The sequence below is a fragment of the Paenibacillus sp. Y280 genome, assembly GCF_056786335.1.
This window is the reverse complement of record NZ_JBXCIW010000003.1, coordinates 163,160-184,814: the sequence shown is the minus strand read 5'-3', so window position 1 is coordinate 184,814 and position 21,655 is coordinate 163,160. Positions and strand designations below refer to the sequence as shown.

The 21,655-nt window shown below is 46.9% G+C and carries 16 protein-coding genes; all 16 read right to left on the bottom strand.

Translation table 11 applies throughout. The features are described 5' to 3' along the window. Positions 1-24: 24 nt before the first annotated feature. The gene (locus AC1TPC_RS05375) at positions 25-1,383 is read right to left on the bottom strand and encodes a HAMP domain-containing sensor histidine kinase (protein ID WP_482065822.1); all 1,359 of its coding nucleotides are present in this window, start codon (positions 1,381-1,383) and stop codon (positions 25-27) included. Beyond that, positions 1,380-2,078, bottom strand: coding sequence for a response regulator transcription factor (locus tag AC1TPC_RS05370; RefSeq protein WP_482065821.1), 699 nt, complete (start codon positions 2,076-2,078; stop codon positions 1,380-1,382). The genes AC1TPC_RS05375 and AC1TPC_RS05370 overlap by 4 nt, the downstream gene beginning before the upstream one ends. A gap of 166 nt (positions 2,079-2,244) precedes the next feature. Next, positions 2,245-3,801, bottom strand: a complete 1,557-nt coding sequence (locus tag AC1TPC_RS05365; RefSeq protein ID WP_482065820.1) for an ABC-F family ATP-binding cassette domain-containing protein — start codon at positions 3,799-3,801, stop codon at positions 2,245-2,247. A gap of 87 nt (positions 3,802-3,888) precedes the next feature. Continuing rightward, positions 3,889-5,517: a serine/threonine-protein kinase gene (locus AC1TPC_RS05360; protein ID WP_482065819.1), complete on the bottom strand. Its 1,629-nt coding sequence runs from the start codon at positions 5,515-5,517 to the stop codon at positions 3,889-3,891. 145 nt (positions 5,518-5,662) lie between these two features. Further along, positions 5,663-6,694: a glycoside hydrolase family 88/105 protein gene (locus tag AC1TPC_RS05355; protein WP_482065982.1), complete on the bottom strand. Its 1,032-nt coding sequence runs from the start codon at positions 6,692-6,694 to the stop codon at positions 5,663-5,665. Between the two features lie 33 nt (positions 6,695-6,727). Then, positions 6,728-7,564 carry a carbohydrate ABC transporter permease gene (locus AC1TPC_RS05350; protein ID WP_482065818.1) on the bottom strand — a complete coding sequence of 279 codons (837 nt, stop codon included), beginning with the start codon at positions 7,562-7,564 and terminating at the stop codon, positions 6,728-6,730. 2 nt (positions 7,565-7,566) lie between these two features. Continuing rightward, a complete protein-coding gene (locus AC1TPC_RS05345; protein ID WP_482065817.1) occupies positions 7,567-8,466 on the bottom strand; it encodes a carbohydrate ABC transporter permease in 900 nt (299 codons plus the stop codon). 92 nt (positions 8,467-8,558) lie between these two features. Beyond that, positions 8,559-9,887 (bottom strand): ABC transporter substrate-binding protein, encoded by a 1,329-nt coding sequence (locus AC1TPC_RS05340; protein ID WP_482065816.1) that lies wholly within the window; start codon positions 9,885-9,887, stop codon positions 8,559-8,561. 119 nt (positions 9,888-10,006) lie between these two features. Continuing rightward, the gene (locus AC1TPC_RS05335) at positions 10,007-11,563 is read right to left on the bottom strand and encodes a response regulator transcription factor (RefSeq protein WP_482065815.1); all 1,557 of its coding nucleotides are present in this window, start codon (positions 11,561-11,563) and stop codon (positions 10,007-10,009) included. Continuing rightward, complete coding sequence (locus AC1TPC_RS05330; protein WP_482065814.1) at positions 11,556-13,310, bottom strand: sensor histidine kinase; 1,755 nt, start codon at positions 13,308-13,310, stop codon at positions 11,556-11,558. The genes AC1TPC_RS05335 and AC1TPC_RS05330 overlap by 8 nt, the downstream gene beginning before the upstream one ends. Before the next feature lie 141 nt (positions 13,311-13,451). Next, positions 13,452-14,468, bottom strand: coding sequence for a 23S rRNA (cytidine(2498)-2'-O)-methyltransferase RlmM (locus AC1TPC_RS05325; protein ID WP_482065813.1), 1,017 nt, complete (start codon positions 14,466-14,468; stop codon positions 13,452-13,454). 1,234 nt (positions 14,469-15,702) lie between these two features. Next, positions 15,703-16,035: a cyclic-phosphate processing receiver domain-containing protein gene (locus tag AC1TPC_RS05320; protein ID WP_482065812.1), complete on the bottom strand. Its 333-nt coding sequence runs from the start codon at positions 16,033-16,035 to the stop codon at positions 15,703-15,705. Between the two features lie 33 nt (positions 16,036-16,068). Next, positions 16,069-16,884: an Fpg/Nei family DNA glycosylase gene (locus AC1TPC_RS05315; protein ID WP_482065811.1), complete on the bottom strand. Its 816-nt coding sequence runs from the start codon at positions 16,882-16,884 to the stop codon at positions 16,069-16,071. A gap of 39 nt (positions 16,885-16,923) precedes the next feature. Next, a complete protein-coding gene (locus AC1TPC_RS05310) occupies positions 16,924-17,736 on the bottom strand; it encodes a TIGR01457 family HAD-type hydrolase (protein WP_482065810.1) in 813 nt (270 codons plus the stop codon). A gap of 136 nt (positions 17,737-17,872) precedes the next feature. Continuing rightward, positions 17,873-19,171 (bottom strand): ribonuclease H-like domain-containing protein, encoded by a 1,299-nt coding sequence (locus AC1TPC_RS05305; RefSeq protein WP_482065809.1) that lies wholly within the window; start codon positions 19,169-19,171, stop codon positions 17,873-17,875. Between the two features lie 21 nt (positions 19,172-19,192). Beyond that, positions 19,193-21,442 (bottom strand): DEAD/DEAH box helicase, encoded by a 2,250-nt coding sequence (locus AC1TPC_RS05300; protein WP_482065808.1) that lies wholly within the window; start codon positions 21,440-21,442, stop codon positions 19,193-19,195. Between the last annotated feature and the right edge of the window lie 213 nt (positions 21,443-21,655).

Here is a 21,655-nt window from a genome sequence, read left to right as displayed (position 1 = left end):
TTTTGCAGCCTCCATCACAAAAAGTTATTGTTTCCGCTGCTTGAACTGCAGCGTAATCGTCGTTCCTAAATCCGGCAAGCTGAATACGTCAACTTTGCCTTCATGCAAGTCAACGATCCGCTTGGCAATCGACAGACCAAGCCCGACTCCGCCGGTTGCGCGGCTTCTAGCACCGTCTACGCGGTAAAACCGTTCGAACAGATGCGGAATTTCATTTTCAGGTATGCCCATGCCTTTGTCCTTGACCTCGATTTTGACAATATGCCTAACGAGCGTAATCGTCACATCTATGGGTTCCTTCGAATATTTAATGGCATTGTCCAGCAAAATAACGAGCAGCTGCCTGATTTTGTCCTTGTCACCGACCATGCGCACGACCTTGGACATCGCTTTTACGCGAATAGGACGACCGAAGGTCGTTTGAAGCATCGTCGCAAGCTCATCAACCACCTGCACAACGTCGAACAGCTCCTGACGCAGCCAATCCTCCTGCTCCGCTTCGGCAAGCATAAGCATCGATTTCGTTAAATTTTGCAAACGGTTAGCTTCCTTGTCGATCGCCTCGATCGCTTCATTGCGCAAGCTCTCGTCATCGCGTCCCCAGCGCTTGAGCATTCCCGCATAGCTGCTAATAACGGTAAGCGGTGTCTTAAGCTCATGCGAAGCGTCCGCTACGAACTGCTTCTGCTTTGCAAAGGTACGATCAAGCCGCTCAATCATTTGGTTAAAAGCGCGAACGAGCTGCAGCAGCTCCGCGGATTCTTCCTTGCTGCTCAGCTCAATTTGTCTGAGCTTGCCGCTGCGATCGATTTCCCGCATCGTATTCACCATCTGTTGAATCGGAGCCGTCAATCTGGAAGTAAACCAATACGTACCGAATATGGCGAACAGGATTGCGCCTCCGCTTGTTACGCTAAGCGCAGCGACCAGCACCTGCAGGTAATTGTCCAGCTCGTCCAATATCCGATTAACCTCGAGCATCGCAATGACGCGGTTCCCGTCATATAGCGGCACGCGCATATACAAAATACGCTCTCCGCCCTTCGTAATCATCCCTGTGTGATGATGGGTCTCGAAGGTCGCCGGAAGCTCCTGAAGAAGCTCATTTGAGCCCGTAATATTAACGACTCTGTTATTAGGCGCAATGATGCGAATCATTTCATTTACATTGTAGTACTCATTGAGCAGCTCCGGGTAATTTAACCCTCGACCGCTCTGTATTCGGGGATTCTCAAGCATGAGATTCACCTTGTTGGCAATAACCTCTTCTTCGCTTTCTGTCGTTATTTTGATCACATAAAAATAAACGAAAATATTGAACAGAATCAAAATAAAGATCAGCCAAAAAATCGTAAAAAGAGTGAACCGTTTGCGAAGTGTCATGCATCCGGCTCCTTTATCATATAGCCTACTCCGCGTACCGTATGAATGAGCTTATGCCGGTAGCCCTTGTCCAGCTTTTGGCGCAAATAACGAATGTAAACGTCGACCAGATTCGTTTCCCCAATAAAGTCATAGCCCCAAACCTCTGATAATATATCCTCGCGCGATTTTTCAACGTTCTTGTTCTCAACAAGGTAAACAAGCAGTTCAAACTCGCGCGGCGTCAGTTCGATTAAGAGATCTTTCCGAAAGACTTTGCGCGTGCGGAGCTCAATCGTCAGATCTCCGACCTTAATCATATCTGACCCTTCCGCTTCCTTAGGGTACTGCTGGAATATGCGCAATATGTTGCGCACGCGTGCAAGCAGCTCTTCCATTGCAAACGGCTTCGTTATATAGTCATTGGCTCCATGCTCGAAGCCGCTAACCTTATCCGGCACGGTATCTCGTGCAGTCAATAATATAATCGGTACTGGATTGCCGGCTTGGCGCAGCAGCCTCAGCACTTCAATGCCACTCATCTCAGGCAGCATGACGTCTAGCAATACTAGCTCCCAATCGCCTGTTGATGCCATTTCATAGCCTGTTCGCCCATCTGCCGCAGTCCCCACGGTATAACCTTCATGCTCCAGTTCAAGCTGCAATATACGGGAAATGCCTGTTTCGTCTTCTACGACAAGAATACGTTCCTTCATCCTAGAGGTTCACCTGCTTCCTGTTGTAAATAATCTCATGTCATCATGCAAAATAGATGTTCTTTATAAAAGAACAGTTAATTTCATCATAATGAAGACGTTTCGCAAATGCAAGCAAGCCGATCTACAGAAAAAGTAGACCGGCGATTGCTGACCGTATAAAGGATCACTTCTGCGTTTGCATCGACCAAGCTTCTACATCCCAAGTTTTGGTCACCCAATCCTCGTAGAAATCAGGCTCATGTGAGACAAGTACTACTGTGCCTTTATAGGCTTGAAGTGCCCTTTTCAACTCTGCTTTGGCAACGACATCCAAATGATTCGTTGGCTCATCGAACAAAATCCAGTTGCTCTCGCGCAGCATCAGCTTGCAAAGACGAACCTTCGCCTGCTCACCGCCGCTAAGCTGGTTAAGCGCACGAGTAATATGCTCATTTTTCAATCCGCAGCGGGCAAGTGCAGCACGAACCTCATGCTGGTTCATAAAGGAAAACTCATCCCATACGTCATCCAGCGGGGTCATCGTCGGAGCTTTCGCTTCTTGTTCAAAATAGGCTGGACTCAAGTAGTCACCAAGATAGGTTTTGCCATCAAGCGCCGGAATAACGCCGAGTATCGTCTTCAAGAGCGTTGATTTGCCGACACCATTGCAGCCTACGATCGCAATTTTATCACCGCGCTCAATAACCATATCCATTTTAGGCAAAAGTGGTTTATTGTAGCCAATCACCATGCCTTCCGCTTCAAAAACAGTTTTGCCGCTCGTTCTGGATTCTCTAAAGTTAAAGGTAGGCTTCGCCGCTTCTTCGGGTTTATCGATCCGGTCAATGCGATCCAGCTGCTTCTCCCGGCTCTTGGCTCGGCCCGATGTAGAGGCACGCGCTTTGTTTTTATTAATAAATTCCTCTTGCTTCTTAATGTAATCCTTCTGCTTCTCGTAAGCATCGATATGCTGTGCCTTATTAAGATCCGCCATTTCAAGAAATTTCTCGTAATTGGCCGAATAACGCGTCATCTTCGTAAATTCAAGATGATAGATCACGTTGACGACCTGATTCATGAAGCCCGTTTCATGAGAAATAAGAACAAAGGCATGCGGATAATTTTTCAAATAGTTGGTCAGCCAGTTAATATGCTCTTCATCCAAATAGTTCGTAGGCTCATCGAGCAATAGTACCCCTGGCTTCTCAAGCAGCAGCTTGGCGAGCAGTACCTTCGTCCGCTGTCCACCGCTGAGCGCCGTCACGTCACGGTCAAGGCCAATAGCATTAAGGCCTAAGCCGTTCGCCATTTCATCAACCTTTACGTCGATTAAATAGAAATCGCCTATCTCAAGCTCTTCTTGAATCTCGCCCATCCGAATAAGAAGCTGATCAAGCGTATCTGCGTCGGCATCGCCCATTTGTGCAGCAATGCTGTTTAGCTCCTCTTCTAAAACGAGCATGGGCAGAAATGCATCCTTCAGCACGTCGCGGATCGTTTTGCCCGCTTCAAGCTTCGTATGCTGGTCCAAGTAACCGTAACGAACGCGTGGCGTCCATTCCACCTTGCCCTCGTCTTTCAATAGCTTGCCTGTCAATATGTTCATAAGCGTCGATTTTCCTGTACCATTCGCGCCAACCAGCCCTACATGCTCCCCGGCCAGCAATCTGAAGGATACATTTCTAAACAATACCCGATCGCCAAACGTATGTGATAATTGCTCTACTGTTAACAAACTCATTTGTCTTTTATCTCCATTCATGTATACACCTTAATGAAAGCTTGCAACGTTCTCGTTTTTACCCGTATCATTGTACCACATAAATGGTCATTCCGTGTTTATTTCATTGTAAATGAGCTTAAAAATAGGCATCAGCGCTTGGTTTAGCCTCCTGCGCAAACGCATGTCATCCGCTGCCCACAGGCCATTCCATTGCAGTGTAAGCAGTGTCTCCTCCGGCAGCCTTGGCACGATAGCAAATGGCCGTTCCGGGAACAAGGACAGCCATTCGTTTCTGCCGCGGAACGCCAAATCCTTGTTCGCAATATATTTCATCTTGCCGCCGTTACGTTGCAGCGCTTGTCCTAAAGAGACTAACTGCCTTAGCTCATTCGTTTGCCATTTGGCGACAGCCGGATCTCCGACCACAAAGACGAATCTTGCTTGCTGAAGCAGTGAAAGCGCACCCGGCTCAATCCATTTGCCGGACAAATCGATTAGATTAATCACGCTTCCAGCATGCTGAAGCATCCTGGCAAATCGCTGCTCATCCTGAGTGAATGCTTGATTGCTTTCAGGTCGAAGCGAGAACCAATTCACTGTGCTTTCTTCTTGTTTATAGTGAACATAACGTTGATCGAGTGCCATACTTTCCTTCCAATTGCCGTTCTTTGCTCGTTTAAGCCCGGAAAACCAAGCATGCCATTCCGGCCTTGCCTGCTCGTATTCAGCTGCTGAAACGGATGTGCCCAGCTGCCCTAGAAAGGCAGCAAGCGTATGAGCAAGAAAGGTTGATCCTGCTCCGGGAGCTAATGACAACATGCAAATCATCGTTCCTCGTGCTCGGAATTTTGACATATTAAGCTCTAGATTATGACCTGGAGTGTCATTTATTTGCGAAGACGCAAAAGGCTTAAGTGCCTCTTCTACCTCCAGCATGGAGCGAAAACGCAAATTCGGATCGGACTGGAGCAAACGCCTCAGCACCGCAATGAATATATTCGGAATATCAGGCAGCAGATGAGCAAAAGGAGCGCGATCTCCTCTGCTTCCTGCTATTTGATTATAGATCTCTCCTCCGCTAGCCATGAAATAGAGCAGCGCTCCCAGCCCGTATACATCTGTCCGTTCGTCGCTTTGCCCCATTCCCTCCTGCTCCGGCGCGGCGAAGCCGACCGTTCCAAGCTGAGCGGTATCCTGCTGCTGTCCCTCCTTGTATTGTCGCGAAATGCCGAAATCGATCAGCTTTACCTGCCATTTATGATCGATCATGACATTTGTCGGCTTCAGGTCGCGGTGAATAATGGGCGGTGCATGTCCATGCAAATGGATAAGCGCGGCACAGAGCTGCAAGCCGATATGGATCATTTGACCAAAGGTCACTGCAACATGCCTTGAACGTATTAATTCAGCAACGGTGCGGCCATCAATGTACTCCATGACCAGCGCTTCAAAATCATGCTCTTCAGGCGAGTAATAATCCATAATCAATGGCAAATGCGGATGATTGACCTTCATCATCATATAAGCTTCGCCAGCGTATCTGCCGCGGCTGCCTGGAACAGGCGCAATGACTTTCACCGCTCGTAGGTTGCCAGCAAGCTTGAGATCATCCGCTGCATAGACTACGCCCATACCCCCGCGGCCTAAAATGCCAACAATCCGATATCGTCCACCGACAATCGCACCCAATGGGAAAGGATTAAATAAAGTTTGCGGGCTATCCGGACTATCCATGCCGTTACCTCCTCCTTATGGCCAACAAAAAAAAGCATCCCGATGCCGTTTGTGTAGGTACAAACGGCATCAGGATGCTTTCCTGATTCTAATTGATTAGTGCTACTTTAACATAAAATGGATGAATAAAACAATGTGACATCGTTTAGAAAACGCGTTTTTTGGAATGGAGCAGCTCCGATAGAAACGCTAGCGCCAGTCCCTGGCCCCAGCCCTGCACACGCTTGTGCGCGACGTCGCGATAGCCCTGCTGATCATTCATAACAGCCGTTCCGGCTGACACGTTCAGCACCGCCCCATCCTCGGTAATTTGGCTTATAATACCGTCAATTGAACGTTGAATGTATTTATTGTATAAGGAGCCAAAAGCGAACAAGCCAGTTGCAATACCTGCAGAGCCCGATGATTCATGGTAGGAGGTTTCATCGTCCAATACGGTATGCCATAGCCCATTATCGGCTTGCAAACGTACAAGTGTGCTGAGCTGATCCCGCATGGAGCCTTCGATGATCATGAACGACGGATGCTGGACGGCAATATGCGGCAGAGCCTTAGCCATCGTCAACGCAGCCCATGAATTGCCGCGAGCCCAGAAAATGGACGACATATGGTTTTGCGCGATATTGTCCCAGCCATGGTAATACAAATTCGTAACCGGATCCTGCAGGAAATGCTCATGACCGTGATACTGCTTCAGGCCATCCTCCAAATAATCGGCGCGGTCCAGAAGATGTCCCATCCGAACGAGGAAATAACCAGCCATCATCATCGTATCTACCCAAGCCTGCTCGGGAAAATTATACGTTTCCGAATTAACGGTATGCTGAAAAATGCCGTCCGCGAAGCGAATCGCGTCATTCTTTAAGTATTCGGCCATTTGAATCGCAACGTCTAAATACTTTTGATCGTCAGTTGCCTGATAGAGCGAAATAAGCGTATGCCCAATCGAAACGCCGTTGACGGAAAGCTTAGGGAGGCCTTCCTCCAGCTTCTCATCCACCCATTCCTGCAATAGCTGAATATAGCGTTCATTTCCAGTTGCTTCATAAGCCTCGGCTACGCCGTAAAAAGCGACTCCTCCCGGCCAATCCCAGCTAAAGTCCATTCTAAATGTGCGGTCTACTACACGATCGATTACGTCTCGAATATGTTTTTCGTCAAATTGAAGTTGCGGCATTTCCATCTTCCTCTCCCCTGATTCTATTCGTTTCTATTTCAAACCACTAGTGCTGATTCCTTCCACAATGTACTTCTGAAAAGCAAAAAATATGGCAAGTACCGGAATTAAGCTGACAATGGACATCGCGAACATCGCGCCCCAGTTCGAAACGGTGTCGCTGTCGAGGAACATCTTAAGTCCCATCGATACCGGGTATAAGCTTGGACGGTTCAAATAAAGGACCGGTCCGAGCAAATCCTCCCAGCGCCAGTAAAAGGAGAAAATCGACGCCGTGGCCAAAGCCGGTACAACCAGCGGCAAAATAATTCGGAAAAACAAGCGGAATTTTCCGCAGCCGTCAATCGTCGCCGCTTCGTCAAGCTCAGTTGGAATCGTCCGAATGAACTGGATGAGCAAAAAGATAAAAAACGGAATGCCGAAATATTGCGGGATTACGATAGGCTTAATCGAATTGAGCCAGTCCAGCTTCGCAAATAAAATGTATTGCGGGACAAGCACGACGTCATGAGGCAGCATAAGGGTAACCATCATAATGCCAAACCAAAACGTTTTGCCTGTGAAATTAAGTCTAGCAAAGCCAAACGCGATAAATGATGATGACAATACAGCTCCGATCGTCGATAAAATAACGATTTCGAGCGAGTTCATAATAAAGTTGCCGAACGACTGGCCTGCAATGCCGATCCAGCCGATTTTATAATTTTCCCAAATCCAAGGCTGTGGAATAAGCGAATCTGCCGTTGAGAAGATGAGATTGCTTTGCTTGAACGAGCTCATGAGCAGCCATAAGACCGGATAAACCATCACGAGCGCAAGCGCGGCAACAAAGATATGATAAATCGGCCACTTCAGCTTTTTTAATGTCATGATTAATGACCGCCTTTCGACTCGTAATGTACCCATTTCTTGGATATGGCGAACAGAATTCCTGTCAGAATGGCGATAATGATGAGCATTACCCAAGCCATTGCGGACGCATAGCCCATATCAAAATAGACGAACGCCTGACGGAACAAGTAAAGCGAGTACAGCAGCGTGCCATCGAGCGGGCCGCCTTCCCCTTTGGAAATAATGTACGCAGGAACGAAGGTCATAAATGCACCGATGGTCTGCATGATCGTATTGAATAGGATGATCGGGCTGAGCATGGGCAGTGTGATTTTGAAGAAGCGGATAACGGGTCCTGCCCCATCGACGTTTGAAGCCTCATACAATTCTGGCGGAATGTTCTTGAGACCTGCTAGAAAAATAAGCATCGAGGAGCCAAATTGCCATACCGACAACGTAATGAGCATCCAGAGCGCAGCTGCTGGTTCAGCAAACCATCTCACGCTATCTAAACCGAGTGCATTCAGAAAAATGTTTATGACTCCTTCGTCGCCGTACAGATTGCGCCACATAATGGAGACTGCAACGCTGCCGCCGATTATAGAAGGAAGATAATAAACCGTCCGATATAACCCGATTGCTTTCGAAGCTGTGTTTAAAATCATGGCGATAAATAGTGCAAAGGCTAATCTAAGCGGAACGCCGATAAATACGTATAGAAAGGTTACTTTCAGTGACGCCCAGAACTTCGAGTCATCGGTAAACATCGTCTGGTAATTCTCTAATCCGATAAAGGATGGTGTCGAGAGCAGATCATAATCCGTAACCGAAAAATATAACGATGCAATTGCAGGAACCAATGTGAATAAAAGAAACCCGATAACAAATGGACCAATAAACGTGTACCCGATTAAGTTGTTTTTAAGTGACAGCGATTTCATCTTATCCAACTCCTATACGAAGTCTAACGTGCCAGCTATGAAAGAGCGATGGCCGTTTCTTACGACGGGCCATCGCCTCTTCTCAAGTTCGTTTACTTGTTTTTCTTAAGGATGGAGGTTGCTTCGTCTCTAAATTTCTTAGCTGCTTCTTCCGGCTTGATTTTGTTGTAGTTCATTTGCTCGGCAAGGCTAGTCAAGGATTTGAACACTTCAGCGGAGCCGATTGGATCAGCAGGATCCATTGGCGTGCTGTTCGCTTCAGCCCAAGCTACATAGTCGTATACTTGAACTTGTGCTTCTGTGGAAACCGCTTTTAACGCTTCCTTCACTTTAGCCGCTACCGGAACGCCGCGATCGCCCAAAATCAATTTATTCGCTTCGATATCATTGACGAAGAAGTTGATAAACTTAGCTGCTTCTTCTTTTGCTTTCGAATTTTCAGAAACGGAGAAGAACATGCTTGGCTTCAGGAACAAGCCTTTTTCCATATTAGGGCCTACCATTGGAGCGATTGCGAGCGGTCTGTTAGCCACCTGCTGCAAGCCTACATATTGGTTGGACCATTGCCATACCCCAATCCCTTGATTCAGTACAAGATGGCTGTCTTCCGCCCCTTTGATTTGAGCAAGCACGTCTGGTGAAGGTACTGCGCCGTCAATTACGAGTTTGGCCTGCATGCCGAAGAAATCAGCGAACATTTGATCGTCTTCATAGCCAAGGCCATTGCCTTCCGCGTTAAACAAGGTTTTGCCTAAAGTACGAAGGTAGTAGCTGAAAAATACTTCTGGGCGCATGCCGTTATCGAAGTATAGTCCTGCTGCTTTCGCTTTTGCTGCCATTGCTACGTAGTCATCCCAAGTGAAGTTTTCAGGGATGGAATCGATGCCTGCTTTTTTCAGAAGAGCGGGATCATAGTTAAAGCCCAGTGCGTTGACGCCAAGGTTCATGCCATATAGGCCGTCTCCCAATTTACCGCCGTCAATCGCATTCTGGCTAATGTCGCTAACGTCAATTTGTTTGCCAAGGAAAGGCGTCAAATCAGCGAGTTGGTTTCTGCCCGCATATTGCGAGTAGTTTTGCGTATCGATTTGAATAATGTCGGGAAGCTCGTTCGCAGCCGCTTGCGGCGCTAGTTTTTTCCAGTAGTCATCATAGTTCGCATATTCCATTTCAATCGTTACGTGAGGATTTTTTGTTTTATACATTTCGATAACCTTCATCGTGTAATCGTGACGAGGCTGACCGCCCCACCAAGCGATACGCAGCGTGACCGGCTTCTCCTCTTTCACTTCATTTCCTGATTTCGGAGTGTTTGTCGTGTCAGCCGCATTGCCATTGCCCGAGTTGTTGCCACCGCAAGCGCTTACGAGAACCAGCGCAAAAGCCATGAGCATTAAAAGCATTTTTTTCGGTGCTTTCATTGTGTTGTTACGCCCCTTCCAGACTCTTGAATGTTGTTTACAAGGTTTATTATAGGTTGAATGCCTCGTTGTCGGAATTCAAAAAACCGCTTTCTTTGTTAAAAAAACAGAGGTCGCCATTATGGCGACCTCTTGAATTCCGATGGGGTGAAGCCGGTATGCTTTTTGAACACTTGGCTAAAATATTGCGGATTATCGCCAAAACCGAATTTCTCAGCAAGCTCAAAAACCTTCACATCGCCGGTCTTTTCAATTTCCTCCATCGCCTTATCCATTCTTAGACGGACGACATAGTTGGAAAACTTCTCGCCCGTTTCCTTCTTGAACAGCTTGCCTAAATAATCGGCATTCATATATAGGATCTCACTAGCTACCCAGTTCAGGGATAGATTAGGACTTGAAATATGCTCCTCAATGACTTCTATCATTTTATGAATAATGCAGGAATGCTTCTTGGTATAGGTGTGAAAATTGTTCAAACAAATTTGCTCTGCATTTGCCGTAACAAACTGCTCTGTCGCACGAAGGGTCGTAAATTGATCGAAGCTCGTAATTTTTTTCAAATAATCATTGATTTCCTCCGGCTTCCCTTGTCTGACAATGGAGATATAGAGCGGAATGACATACGACTTGGATAAATGCGTATCCATTCGGCTGTCAGCAAGCAGTGAAAAATAATTTTGCAGCTCTGCATGCACAAAAGCCCAATCGCCTGATTTAACATGCATGCAAAGCGGCTCTTCATCATAAAAGAATGGCTTAAGCACGCTGTCGTCACCGCGTTCAACATCCTTTTGCGTAATGATGCTGCCCTCTCCCAAATAAAATTGGTAGTTCAAGCATTCAAGCGTATCGCGGTACATTTTGCGGGCTTGAGTAATCGCTCCTGCATCGCTAACCGCTACCGTGGCATCCAGCTTGTAATAGGTCGAAAATGTTTTCTTTATCTCATTTAGCTTCGCAAATAATTGGTCTGCCTCGGCTACCTCCTCAATCAGCAGAAGGACATGCTTACCGATTGTTGTACTCAGGAGCACGCTGGATGAGCCGAGAACGTCCTGCGCGATATTTTTGACGGCGAACATATGCTCAAATTCGAAATCCCCCTCGATTTGGAACAATAGCAGCTGTACTTTGTCATTCTCTACCGTTATATGAAACAAATTTCCGTAATCGTCCCAATCACGCTGACCATAGGTCTTATTCGTCACCAGCTCCTTCAGAAACTGCTCCTTTGCATGAGGAAGCACCTTAGACAGCTCCTTCTGAATATTTAGCATGAAGTTTTCCTGTGACTGCAGCTTCTCCAGCTCCGCAATGACCTCACTAAGCGCATCGGTAATCGTATTCTCATTGCATGGCTTGAGCAAATAGTGCTTTACCCCATATTGCATCGCCGAGCGTGCGTAATCAAACTCACTGAACCCAGATAATAAAATGAATACGATGTGCGGGTATTTCTCGTACACCTTCTCGACCAGCTGCAGCCCGTTCAAACCAGGCATTTTAATATCTGAAATAACAATATCAGGCTGATTCGACTCGATAAAAGCCATCGCTTCCAGACCGTTGCGAGCCGTTCCAGCTAGCTCCGTATCGAATGCGTTCCAATTTACCGTGCGTGATATGCCCTCTACAATAATTCGCTCGTCATCGACGAGCAGCACCTTATACATGGATATCCCTCATTTCGTAAGGAAGCATCAACGTAACCTTTGTGCCTCCGTTTGGCTCGCTTTCCACCGTCAGTCCATAGGCTTCACCATATAGAAGTTTGATGCGCTCCTCAATATTTTTTAGTCCTAAGCCCGAGCCCTTCGTTTTCACCTCACCGCTGAGCAGTTGTGCAACGAATGACTCCTCCATCCCAGGGCCATTATCCTCGACCGAAATGTAAAGCAGCTTATCTTGGGCAAAAGCATGAATGTTAATTTTGCAGGTGTCTATCATTTGTTCCAGCCCATAATTAATCGCGTTCTCGACGAGCGGCTGCAGCGATAGCTTAGGAATGCTGCAATAGAGCAGCTTCTCCGGCACATCGACATGAAAATCCAGCCGTTCCTCGAACCGATATTTTTGGATCGTCACATAATGATTAATGATATCAAGCTCCTTGCTCAGCGGAATAAGCGGCTCCTTTAGATTAATGGAGGTTCTGAGCAGCGATCCTAGTGCTTCGACCATTTGGGATATATGCGTCTGATTGCTCAGCTTGGCCGACCAGTTTATCGATTCCAGCGTATTGTACAAAAAATGCGGGTTGATTTGCGCCTGCAGCGCTTTAAACTCGGTATCGCGAATCGTAAGCTGCTTCACGTAGTTTTCATGAATGAGCTCATTGATACGCTCAACCATGATGCGGAAATTGCGATGCATTTGTCCGGCTTCATCCATCGCAAGCGCTCTCTCGTTAGGCTCATCGGTATATTCGAAATTGCCGAGCTGCACCCTTTTCATTTTCGCATTCAAACGTTCGATCGGCTCTGTAATGCCTTTAGCAAAACTGACGGCAATAAAGAGAATGACAATAAACAAGATTGCAAAAATGAGAATAATCGTATTTTTCACCTTGACAACGCGCTCAAAAATATCATCGAACGGAATGAGCGTATAGTAGGTCCAATCAGTGTACGTTGAAGCGATGTATGTCACGAAATATTTCTTGCCTTCATAGCTGATGACCTTATAGCCTTCATTGCCAGTTAAAGTCGACAACGTATCGATTGGGAAAGCAGAAGCCTCCGGATAAACCGCTTCATTCTTTTTCATAATGATCAACTGTGCGTCATTGCTGTTCATGCCATTCGCCAAGTCGCGGAACAGCTTTTCCATATCGATGCGAAGCGCTAAAGTGCCAATATAATCGAGGTTAAGCTGCTCAAATGAACGCACCTCGCGTGCTGCAATTAAGGATTTATCATCGCTGTAAGGGGCAATCCACGTATTGCCGCCTTTATTGACTGATGTTAATTTCTTAAAGACATCGAGCCGGTCCTGATACACAGTAACCGAATTCGCGCCAACCGCGTACTCATTGTCATTCACGTCATACAGCTGGGCAGACAGTACATATTTATCAAGCGCGCCGATGTTAACCATCCGCTCTTTGACCGTGAGCCGCACGACATAATTATCGTAATCGGATAATCCGCTCTTAATCGACCTCAAATAGCGCTGTATGGTTGAATCCGTTGCGAGCATAAACGTCAGCTTTTCCATTTTCTTTAATTCGTTCTCGATGCTGATCGATGACAGGCTAAGCGCCTTGGAAGACTGTTTATTTATTTCCTGATCATAAAAATCAAAAGCATATTGCTGGATTACAATGGCAAGTACGGCAACGACGATCATAATGACGGAGATCAGCACAAACATTTTGTGCTTGATCCGCAAGTTTGTATAAAGCGCTTTCAAGTTAGGCACCAAAAAAAGCCTCCTATAAGCGTTAAGCGCTAATGCCTTCATTTAGATCGGCCTAGCATGCCCCGCGTTAGAATGGATTCAGCTCATGCAGGTCTGTTTGGGCAAAAAGAAAGCCCTGCCTCGCGGCGAGGGCGGTTTGCGTTATTTTTTGATCAGATATAATGTAATCTCTTCCCGGTTATGAAACAATTGCTTCGCTTTCTGCAGCAAAAATTCCGTCGACAATCTTGAAATGACATCTCTAATCGTCTGAAGCGGTTTCCGGTGCATGAGCTTAACGGTGATGATCGCTGTAGCGCCCTTCACAAGGGCAGGCTCAAGATCAAGCACAAGCTTGCACATAAGCATCGGGCTCCAGCTCATATCGCAGACAAGCAAATCAAACGCACCGGCGTTAAATTTAACCTCCGAAGCATTCCGTTTCAAGTAGGTTAACGTCGGATAAGCCAAAAGCGATGGATGCAAATCTGCAGGATCAACTGCAGTAACCCGCAAGCCTCGCTCCAATAGAAGCGATGTCCATCCGCCCGGCGCTGCGCCTACGTCAAGCGCATTCTGATAACCCGCATAGTTTAGCTTGAACTCACGCTCAGCTTCAAGCAGCTTAAATTTGGCGCGAGATACCTGTCCTTCTTCTCGCTGGAAGCGAACAGCTCCGCCTGGCCAATCCGACAGCATGTCCGTTGGAGCGCCGAAGCCGATATAGAGCTGATTGACCGCAGCATAGATCGCAATGATGACCTCAGGCTGCTGTACAACAGGCTCCGCGTCGACTTCCTCCAGCACAGCATCAAGCACAGCTTTTGTATCGGCAGCCGAATAAACAAACTCCGACTTGGAAGTTCGTCTAATGTGTACGGCAACTCGTTTATTTTCAAAGGTCAGCACGGCATTGCGCACCATATCCGACAATTGCTCTAGATCATTTGCGTTTCCGGTAATTTCAATCGTCCGATCCACCGGCTGCACATGCCGCAAAAAGATCGGCTCCTGTTGAAGTATAGCCTGCAGCGTCTCTTCCCGAGCTTGCGGACTCGTCATTAAGAACACTTCTCCCGCAGCAAGCTGCGTAAATGCCACACCCTCGATCAATCTGCGAAGCTCTTCCATCGCGTATGGCGCATAAGTTTGATTGGCTGTTCCGATCCATTGACTCACGTAGCAAAAACCTCTTTCATATGTGAATTACCCTGGGGGGTCCCTTGGAGGGACCTTTTTTTCACCCCTGCCCCTAAAGGGGTTATCTGCCAACCTTTAAAGGCTTACTACCAACCTTCAAAGGCTTACTACCAACCTTAAAGGCTTACTACCAACCTTAAAGGCTTACTACCAACCTTAAAGGCTTACTACCAACCTTAAAGGCTTACTACCAACCTTAAAGGCTTTTCGAACCCACCCAAACCCTCCCTTCCAAGGGAGGGCCCCAAGGACTGCGTCCTCTGGACACCTGCAATTGGACTAACGTTGGAGCTCAAAATGCGCTCGCGAGATACGTTGGTAGGGGATCGCTTTCGTCCCTGCGGGACACGCTTTACTTTAGATGCACCAGTGTTACCTGAACGACTCAACACCTGAGTAACGATGGATGTTTAGCGACGCATACGAATTCAATCGAGCTAGGCTCGCTTTTGTCCCTTCGGGACACGCTTTAATTTTGGATCCTTATTGATGCGCTTAACCTCTTTGTTAAGCAATAAATAAGAGCAATATTTGTATTATAACCGAATGCGTCACATTTCGTGAAACCAATACTGAAAACATAGTTTCTTAAACTACGATTTGCACCACGAAATGAGATTATTCAATCCCTTGTAGTACGATTAGACGCTTGTCCAGAAAGGTTAAGCGAATCTTATGTTAGAAAACGTCCTGAAAGGACGAACGCTATTCTCATTTATGAATGCGTCTGGCAGGACGAACGCCATTGTTTCGCAAGCGAGTGTCCTGCAAGGACAATGCTTTTCTTCTTGCACGAAAGCGTATAGTAGGGACAATCGCCATTCTCTCGCATGAAAGCGTGTCCTACAAGGACGAAAGCGATCCAACCGACCAAATAGACTTGTCCACCACTGTGTTGCACCATCGTTTAACGGTTTTAGAGGTCACCCTAGTGTACCCCAATGTAAGCGTGTCCCAACGGGACGAAAGCGTTCGATGCTCTTCCGCAGCTCGCGAGCGCATGTCCAACTCTTACGTTTGTCCAGTTGCGGGTGTCCAGAGGGTGCAACCCTTGGGGCCCTCCCTTGGAAGGGAGGGTTTGGGTGGGTTCGAAAAGCCTTTAAAGGTTGGTTTTAAAGCCCTTTAGGGTTTGGGTTTAAAAACCCTTTAGGGTTTGGGTTTTAAGCCCTTTAGGGTTTGGGTGTAAAAACCCTCGAGGGTCTGGGTGAAAAAATTATCGACCAGCTATTCTATTTATTAGCGCGTCCGGCATTGGACCATTATGCAGCTTGGTCTCAGCTGGCGCGTTCGTTGAAAGCGCATGGTACATTTGCAGACGTCCTGCTGAGCTTGAGGTGTGCAAGAAGATTTGCTCTGGGTAACGACCTGTCTCTACGATATGGCGAACCACCTCGTAGCCTGTAGGCTGGGCCCATCCTAGATCGTAATCTAGAGATAAAATACCGATTGTCTCCATATCAAGCAGCTGCTTGCATTCTTCAGCATTGCTTGCCAGCACAAAGCCTTTTGGACATGCTCGGTAATCATCTAAATAAACATGAATCATGAATGAGTCCTCCGTTCAACGTCAGAATCGTACCTACTGATCCTTTTGGCAGTCTGAACAAACGAATGCTTTTCGACCAGATACTTCAATTTTCTCGATTACACCGCCGCAGCGCGGGCAGTTTTGACCTTCGCGGTCGTAAACTGAAAAATGATCTTGATGTCCGCCAGTCAAGCTGTCTCCCTCGGCAAAAAGCTGCTCTCCTGCTCCGCCTTGTGAAATCGCTTCCTTTAATACACTATGCATCGAATCGTATAGGCGTTCCCACGTTTCACGTTCAAACATTGGTATCTTTGCATCGGGACGCAGTGACGCAGCATAGCAAATTTCATCCGAATAAACGGCACCAATGCCTGAAATGACATTTTGGTCCATTAATGACGATTTGATCGAGCCGCGCTTCTTGGCAAAACGAGCGATGAAGCGATCAACCGTCATTCTTTTGTCCAAAGCATCTGGACCGAACCGTCCCAGCTTCTCCTCAACTTCCTTCACCGTCAACAGCTGCAATGCATCCGCTCGCAGTCCAATGCAGAACAAGGTCACTGGGCCAAAATACAGCTTCACTTGCGCTGCGCGCGTCGGCAAATCTTGCTCGCTGCCTTTATACAAGTAAGCGCCTTGCCCCAAATAAAGCAATAGTCGCTTTCCATTATCCAAATGAAACAACAAATGCAAGCCCCGTCTTTCCACAAACCAAAGCACTTTGCCTAAAATGTCTCGCTCGATCTGCTCATTGCTCGCTTGAAACGCTTTTACATTAGTTATCTCGACACCGGTAATTTGAGCTCCTGCGAATTGCTCCGCTAATAAAGCCCGATAATTGTCCAGTTCCGGCAGTTCCTGCATGAAGCACGCTTCCTTCCTAATTTCTTCGTCTGCTTTGTCTTATATCTCTCTATGGTCAGAAATATACAAACGAAGGTCTTCTAAGTCTTTGCATATAATCGTTGGCTTGCAGCCGGCTTGTTCCATATAGTATTCCATATTTTGAGCCGTTGTAAGACCAGTTAATACTAATATCGTGCCGCAGCCTGCAGCCTCTCCAAATGCAATGTCAGTTGCCATATTATCGCCAACTACCCATGCTTCGTCAGCCTTTAATCCGATCTCCCTTAAGGAATAGTTCATAAGAATAGAAGAAGGCTTGCCAATTAGGATAGGCTCTTTGCCTCCTGCAGCCTTAAGCATTGCGCCTATGGAGCCCGCTCCTGGAATGAGTCCATCGCTCGATGGCAGCAGCAAATCAGGGTTCGTCATTATAAATGTCGCCCCATTATGAATAAAGCGAACTGCTTTCGTCAATCGTTCGTAGGTGAACGAGCGGTCAATCCCTTGCAGGACAAAATCCGGCTGCTCCTCCGTCAGCAATAAGCCGGCCTCTTGAACGGCTTTTCTTAAGCCAGCCTCACCAACTACAAACACGGAAGCGCCTGGCTTCAAGAATGCAATATGCTCAGCCGCCGCTTGCGCGGATGTACAAACCTCTTCAGCTGCAGCTGGAATCCCCATCTTCAATAGTCTTTCAGCCACCTCAGCAGGCGTTGCCGATGAATTATTGGTTACAAAGCGAAATGGAAGCTTTGTTTCGCGCAAGTAAGTAATCAAGGTGTCTGCACCATCAATGCGATGCGTACCGTGATATAATGTGCCGTCTAGATCAATAAGTAATCCGCGCATTGCTGCTTGTTTCACTGTCATAACGTATGTCCTCTCAAGCGCAAGCGGCAACTGCTGGAATCTGGTTGTTGAGCTTACGTTTTCCATTATAAAATAAGCCATTCAATTAACTGCAGCTGTCTGCTTTACGCATCTGCTCTATAGTAAGGTTTCCCGATTATTTAAATTGTTTTTCTGTCTTTCGGCGCAGCCTTGAAATCCGATTGCGCAGCGCTTCAAGCTCCGCTCTTTTTTTGGTGTCTCGGCGAGCGAGCATCGAATAATTTAATGCATGCTCAAACGCTAGATTCGCGTGCCCTAAAGCTGATTCATAATCTTTGAGCTTATGCTCGTAATACATCGCAAGCTCAATGCTCGCTTCATGGGCTGCCGCCCCGAAATGAGCCTTAGAATGAATAAGAGCCTTCTGCCACAATAACACAGCACGCACCCAATTTCCAGCCTTCTTGTCACGCTCGGCGAGCATGATAAGAGTTGATGGATTCGCCTGCTCCTCTTTCATTGCCATATCAAATAATAGGCCGGGAAGCTCGCTTTTTCCCATGCGCTCCAGCCACAGTCCAGTACGTACCATTTCCTCCGGCTCATCCGGCAAAGGGATATAAGAGGCGAGATTTCCATTTAGCAAATGCCCAAATCGAATCGCGAGACAGGCTAGCGAGAGCATATCGATTTCATTATGTCGAAAAACGCCCTCGAGCGGAGCAGGTTCTCCATCCGCCAAAAACTGAAAATATAGCTGCGGCGCAAGCGAGCCTGGCACATCGTCCTCGCGGTGAATGCCCAGCCTCTCCTCTTCGACATGGCTTAGCTTGCAGGAAACGAGCGTGTTTTTCCATAATGACCTCGAAGGATGCAAAAAATCGAGATGCCTCGGTTCCCACAGATTGCGGCTAAGCCCATGCATAATAAAACGGTTTTGAACGAGCGGCCAATCAAAGGTTTTGCCATTGTACGTTGCCAGAAAAGTGAAATGGTTCAGCTTTTCCGCCAAATACATCAGCATTGCTCTCTCTTCGGCCGGATGTCTTATCAACGTTTGCTCGATGACAAATTGCCCTTTCGACATATATCCTATGCCGACCATGAAAGGAATGTTACCCGCTCCTACGCCGAGCCCTGTCGTTTCCAGATCGAGAAACAAAATTTGCTCAGCAAATGTTTCACGCAAAGGATGGAAGGCCGACAATCCAGGCGCCGCCTGGGTGAGCTCTTCTATAGCATGATGACCATGGCGATAATCGATCGGATAAACGATTTTCCGAAGCAGGAAGCTGCCCGTATCGTTCTCCATCAGCAACACATCGAAAGTCTCCCATGCAGGCGAGAGCTGCTCCTTATCCTCTCCCTGCGAGATCAACTCCTCGCTCACAGCAGCTGCTGTTTCTACCTGGTTGTCCTTCTCTGTGATCTCTCCGCGCAGCCGATTCATACGTTCACGCATGCTGCTCATCATCTATCCCTCCCAACACGCCATTTAGAACTGGTCTAGCAGCTGTATGCTTCTGTATTTCCCATTGATGCCTTCGATCTCTGTCCCAATACATGCCGGGCACCCATCCTTGCATGAGCATTTTTGAATTAAATGTTTTGCAGCGTTTTTTATTTCATCAAATCGCTTATACACATCTTCAGCGAGGCCGATGCCTCCAGGGTAATGATCATATAGGAAAACGGTAGGCAGTCCGGTATGCGCCGCTTTAATTTGAGATACGACATGTATGTCGCTTCTGTCGCACATGACGAGTACAGGCGCGATATGGCGCATGACATTCGCAATTCCCAGCAGAAGCTGCTCCAACGTCTTCTCCCCTATTTCAGGGTCTACCTGCTTTAATTCCATCCATGCCGCACTGGTGTGCAGCTCCTCTTCAGGCAAATGGATGGGCCCAGAGCCGATATTTTCTCCACTCGATAATTTGATTTTTTTGAAAATGGTAGGCACAGCATTTATGGCGACATCTCCAAAATTTAATGAAGTATGCTCTCTGTCCGTCGTTTTATCAATCTGCAAAACCTTTAAATTTACGGCTAAATTGGCATCAGTGTAATACTCAACATCCACTTCCCGCACATAAGCCTTCTTATGGTCCCAGTCCAGCTTTTCAACTTGGAATTGAACCCCTTCATGCAAATAAATCGCTTCATCATGCAAAAGGGTCATCGCGCTGAATCGATCCATCTCGCCAATAATTTTTACGTTGGCTACATTGCTTTGATCGATAATAACGACATTCTCTTGTGAAGCAGAGCGCAAACTGATGTTGCTTGCCGGGAAAGACTGATTGGCCCAGTAGAAGGTATCGCCGTTGCGATGTAATATTCTTTCCTCTACTAAATACTCCATGATTTCAACCACATCGACAGGGCCAAATGGCTCAGCGGCTTTGAAAGGCAGCTCATAGGCCGCGCATCGCAGATGGTCCACGAGAATAAGCAGATTCTCAGGATTTATCCGAGCCGCTTCCGGGTTCCGGTCAAAAAAGTAATCGGGGTTTTGAACGATGTGCTGGTCAATAGGCGTCGAGCTGGCTACCATCAATATAAGAGCTTCACCGTGTCTTCGTCCCGCTCGGCCTGCTTGCTGCCAAGTGCTGGCTACGCTGCCAGGATAGCCGGTCATGACGCATACCTGCAGCTGCCCGATATCTACGCCAAGCTCAAGCGCATTCGTGCTCACAACGCCGAGTATATCGCCAGCCCGCAAACCCTTTTCAATTTCGCGCCGCTGATTCGGCAAATAACCGCCGCGATAGCCGCGAATCGATTTTGCGCCTATCTGATTTTTTACAAGCTCCTGGATATGACTGAGAATTAACTCGACACGCACCCGGCTTCTGGCAAAAATAATCGTTTGAATTTTATTTTTCAAAAACTCTGTAGCCAAATGATTGACCTCGACCGTCGCGCTTTTTCTTATATTAAGAGGCTGGTTTACGATTGGCGGGTTGTAGAAAACAAAATGTTTTCTTCCTCTAGGCGCTCCGTTGTCGTCAATTAAACGCATTGGCTCCCCTGTTAGCTGCTCGGCCAATTCCTTTGGGTTTGCAATCGTAGCCGATGTGCATATAAATGTAGGGTTGCTGCCATAAAATTTGCAAATCCGTTTTAATCGCCTCAGAACATTAGCGACATGGCTGCCAAATACGCCCCGATATGTATGCAATTCATCGATCACGATATACTTTAAATTTTCAAAAAGGCTTACCCATTTCGTATGATGCGGCAAGATCCCGGAATGGAGCATGTCCGGATTCGTTATGACAATATGCCCTGCCATTCTTACTTTCTGGCGAATGGCCGGCGACGTATCCCCGTCATAAGTAAAGCTTTTTATGTCAATGCCCATCTCATCTATCATTTCAGTCAATTCGCTTTTTTGATCTTGCGATAATGCTTTAGTTGGAAATAGATACAGCGCTCTGCTCGTTTCATCTGCTGCAATGGCTTGCAGAACAGGCAGGTTGTAGCACATCGTTTTCCCGGAAGCTGTTGGGGTAACGGCTACAATATTCTCGCCCTTCTCTACTGCCTTGTAGGCTGAATATTGGTGCGAGTAAAGCTGATCTATGCCTCGCCTAGCAAGCGCATCGGCAATTCTAGCGTCTACTGTATCTGGAATAGGCTTATATTTGGCGTCTTGTGGTTCAATTTCATGCCAATTCACGATATTCTCATTACCCCGCAGCTCTTGAATGATGTCTGCTAGAGTCTTCTTTTTGAACATGGCTGATTCACCTCTTTATAACAACCATTTTAGCGAATATTTGTTCGCTTGACTAGATAGTGGGTAATGATGGTCTTCATTTAAAATGATTATCTGTCTTGAGAGTTTGACAGTATCCTCCCAAATTGACAGCGCCGACGCGAAACGTTATAGTTATGTAAATTATATTTAGATAATTATCTAAATCTCTAACCCATATATAGGTTAATCTGG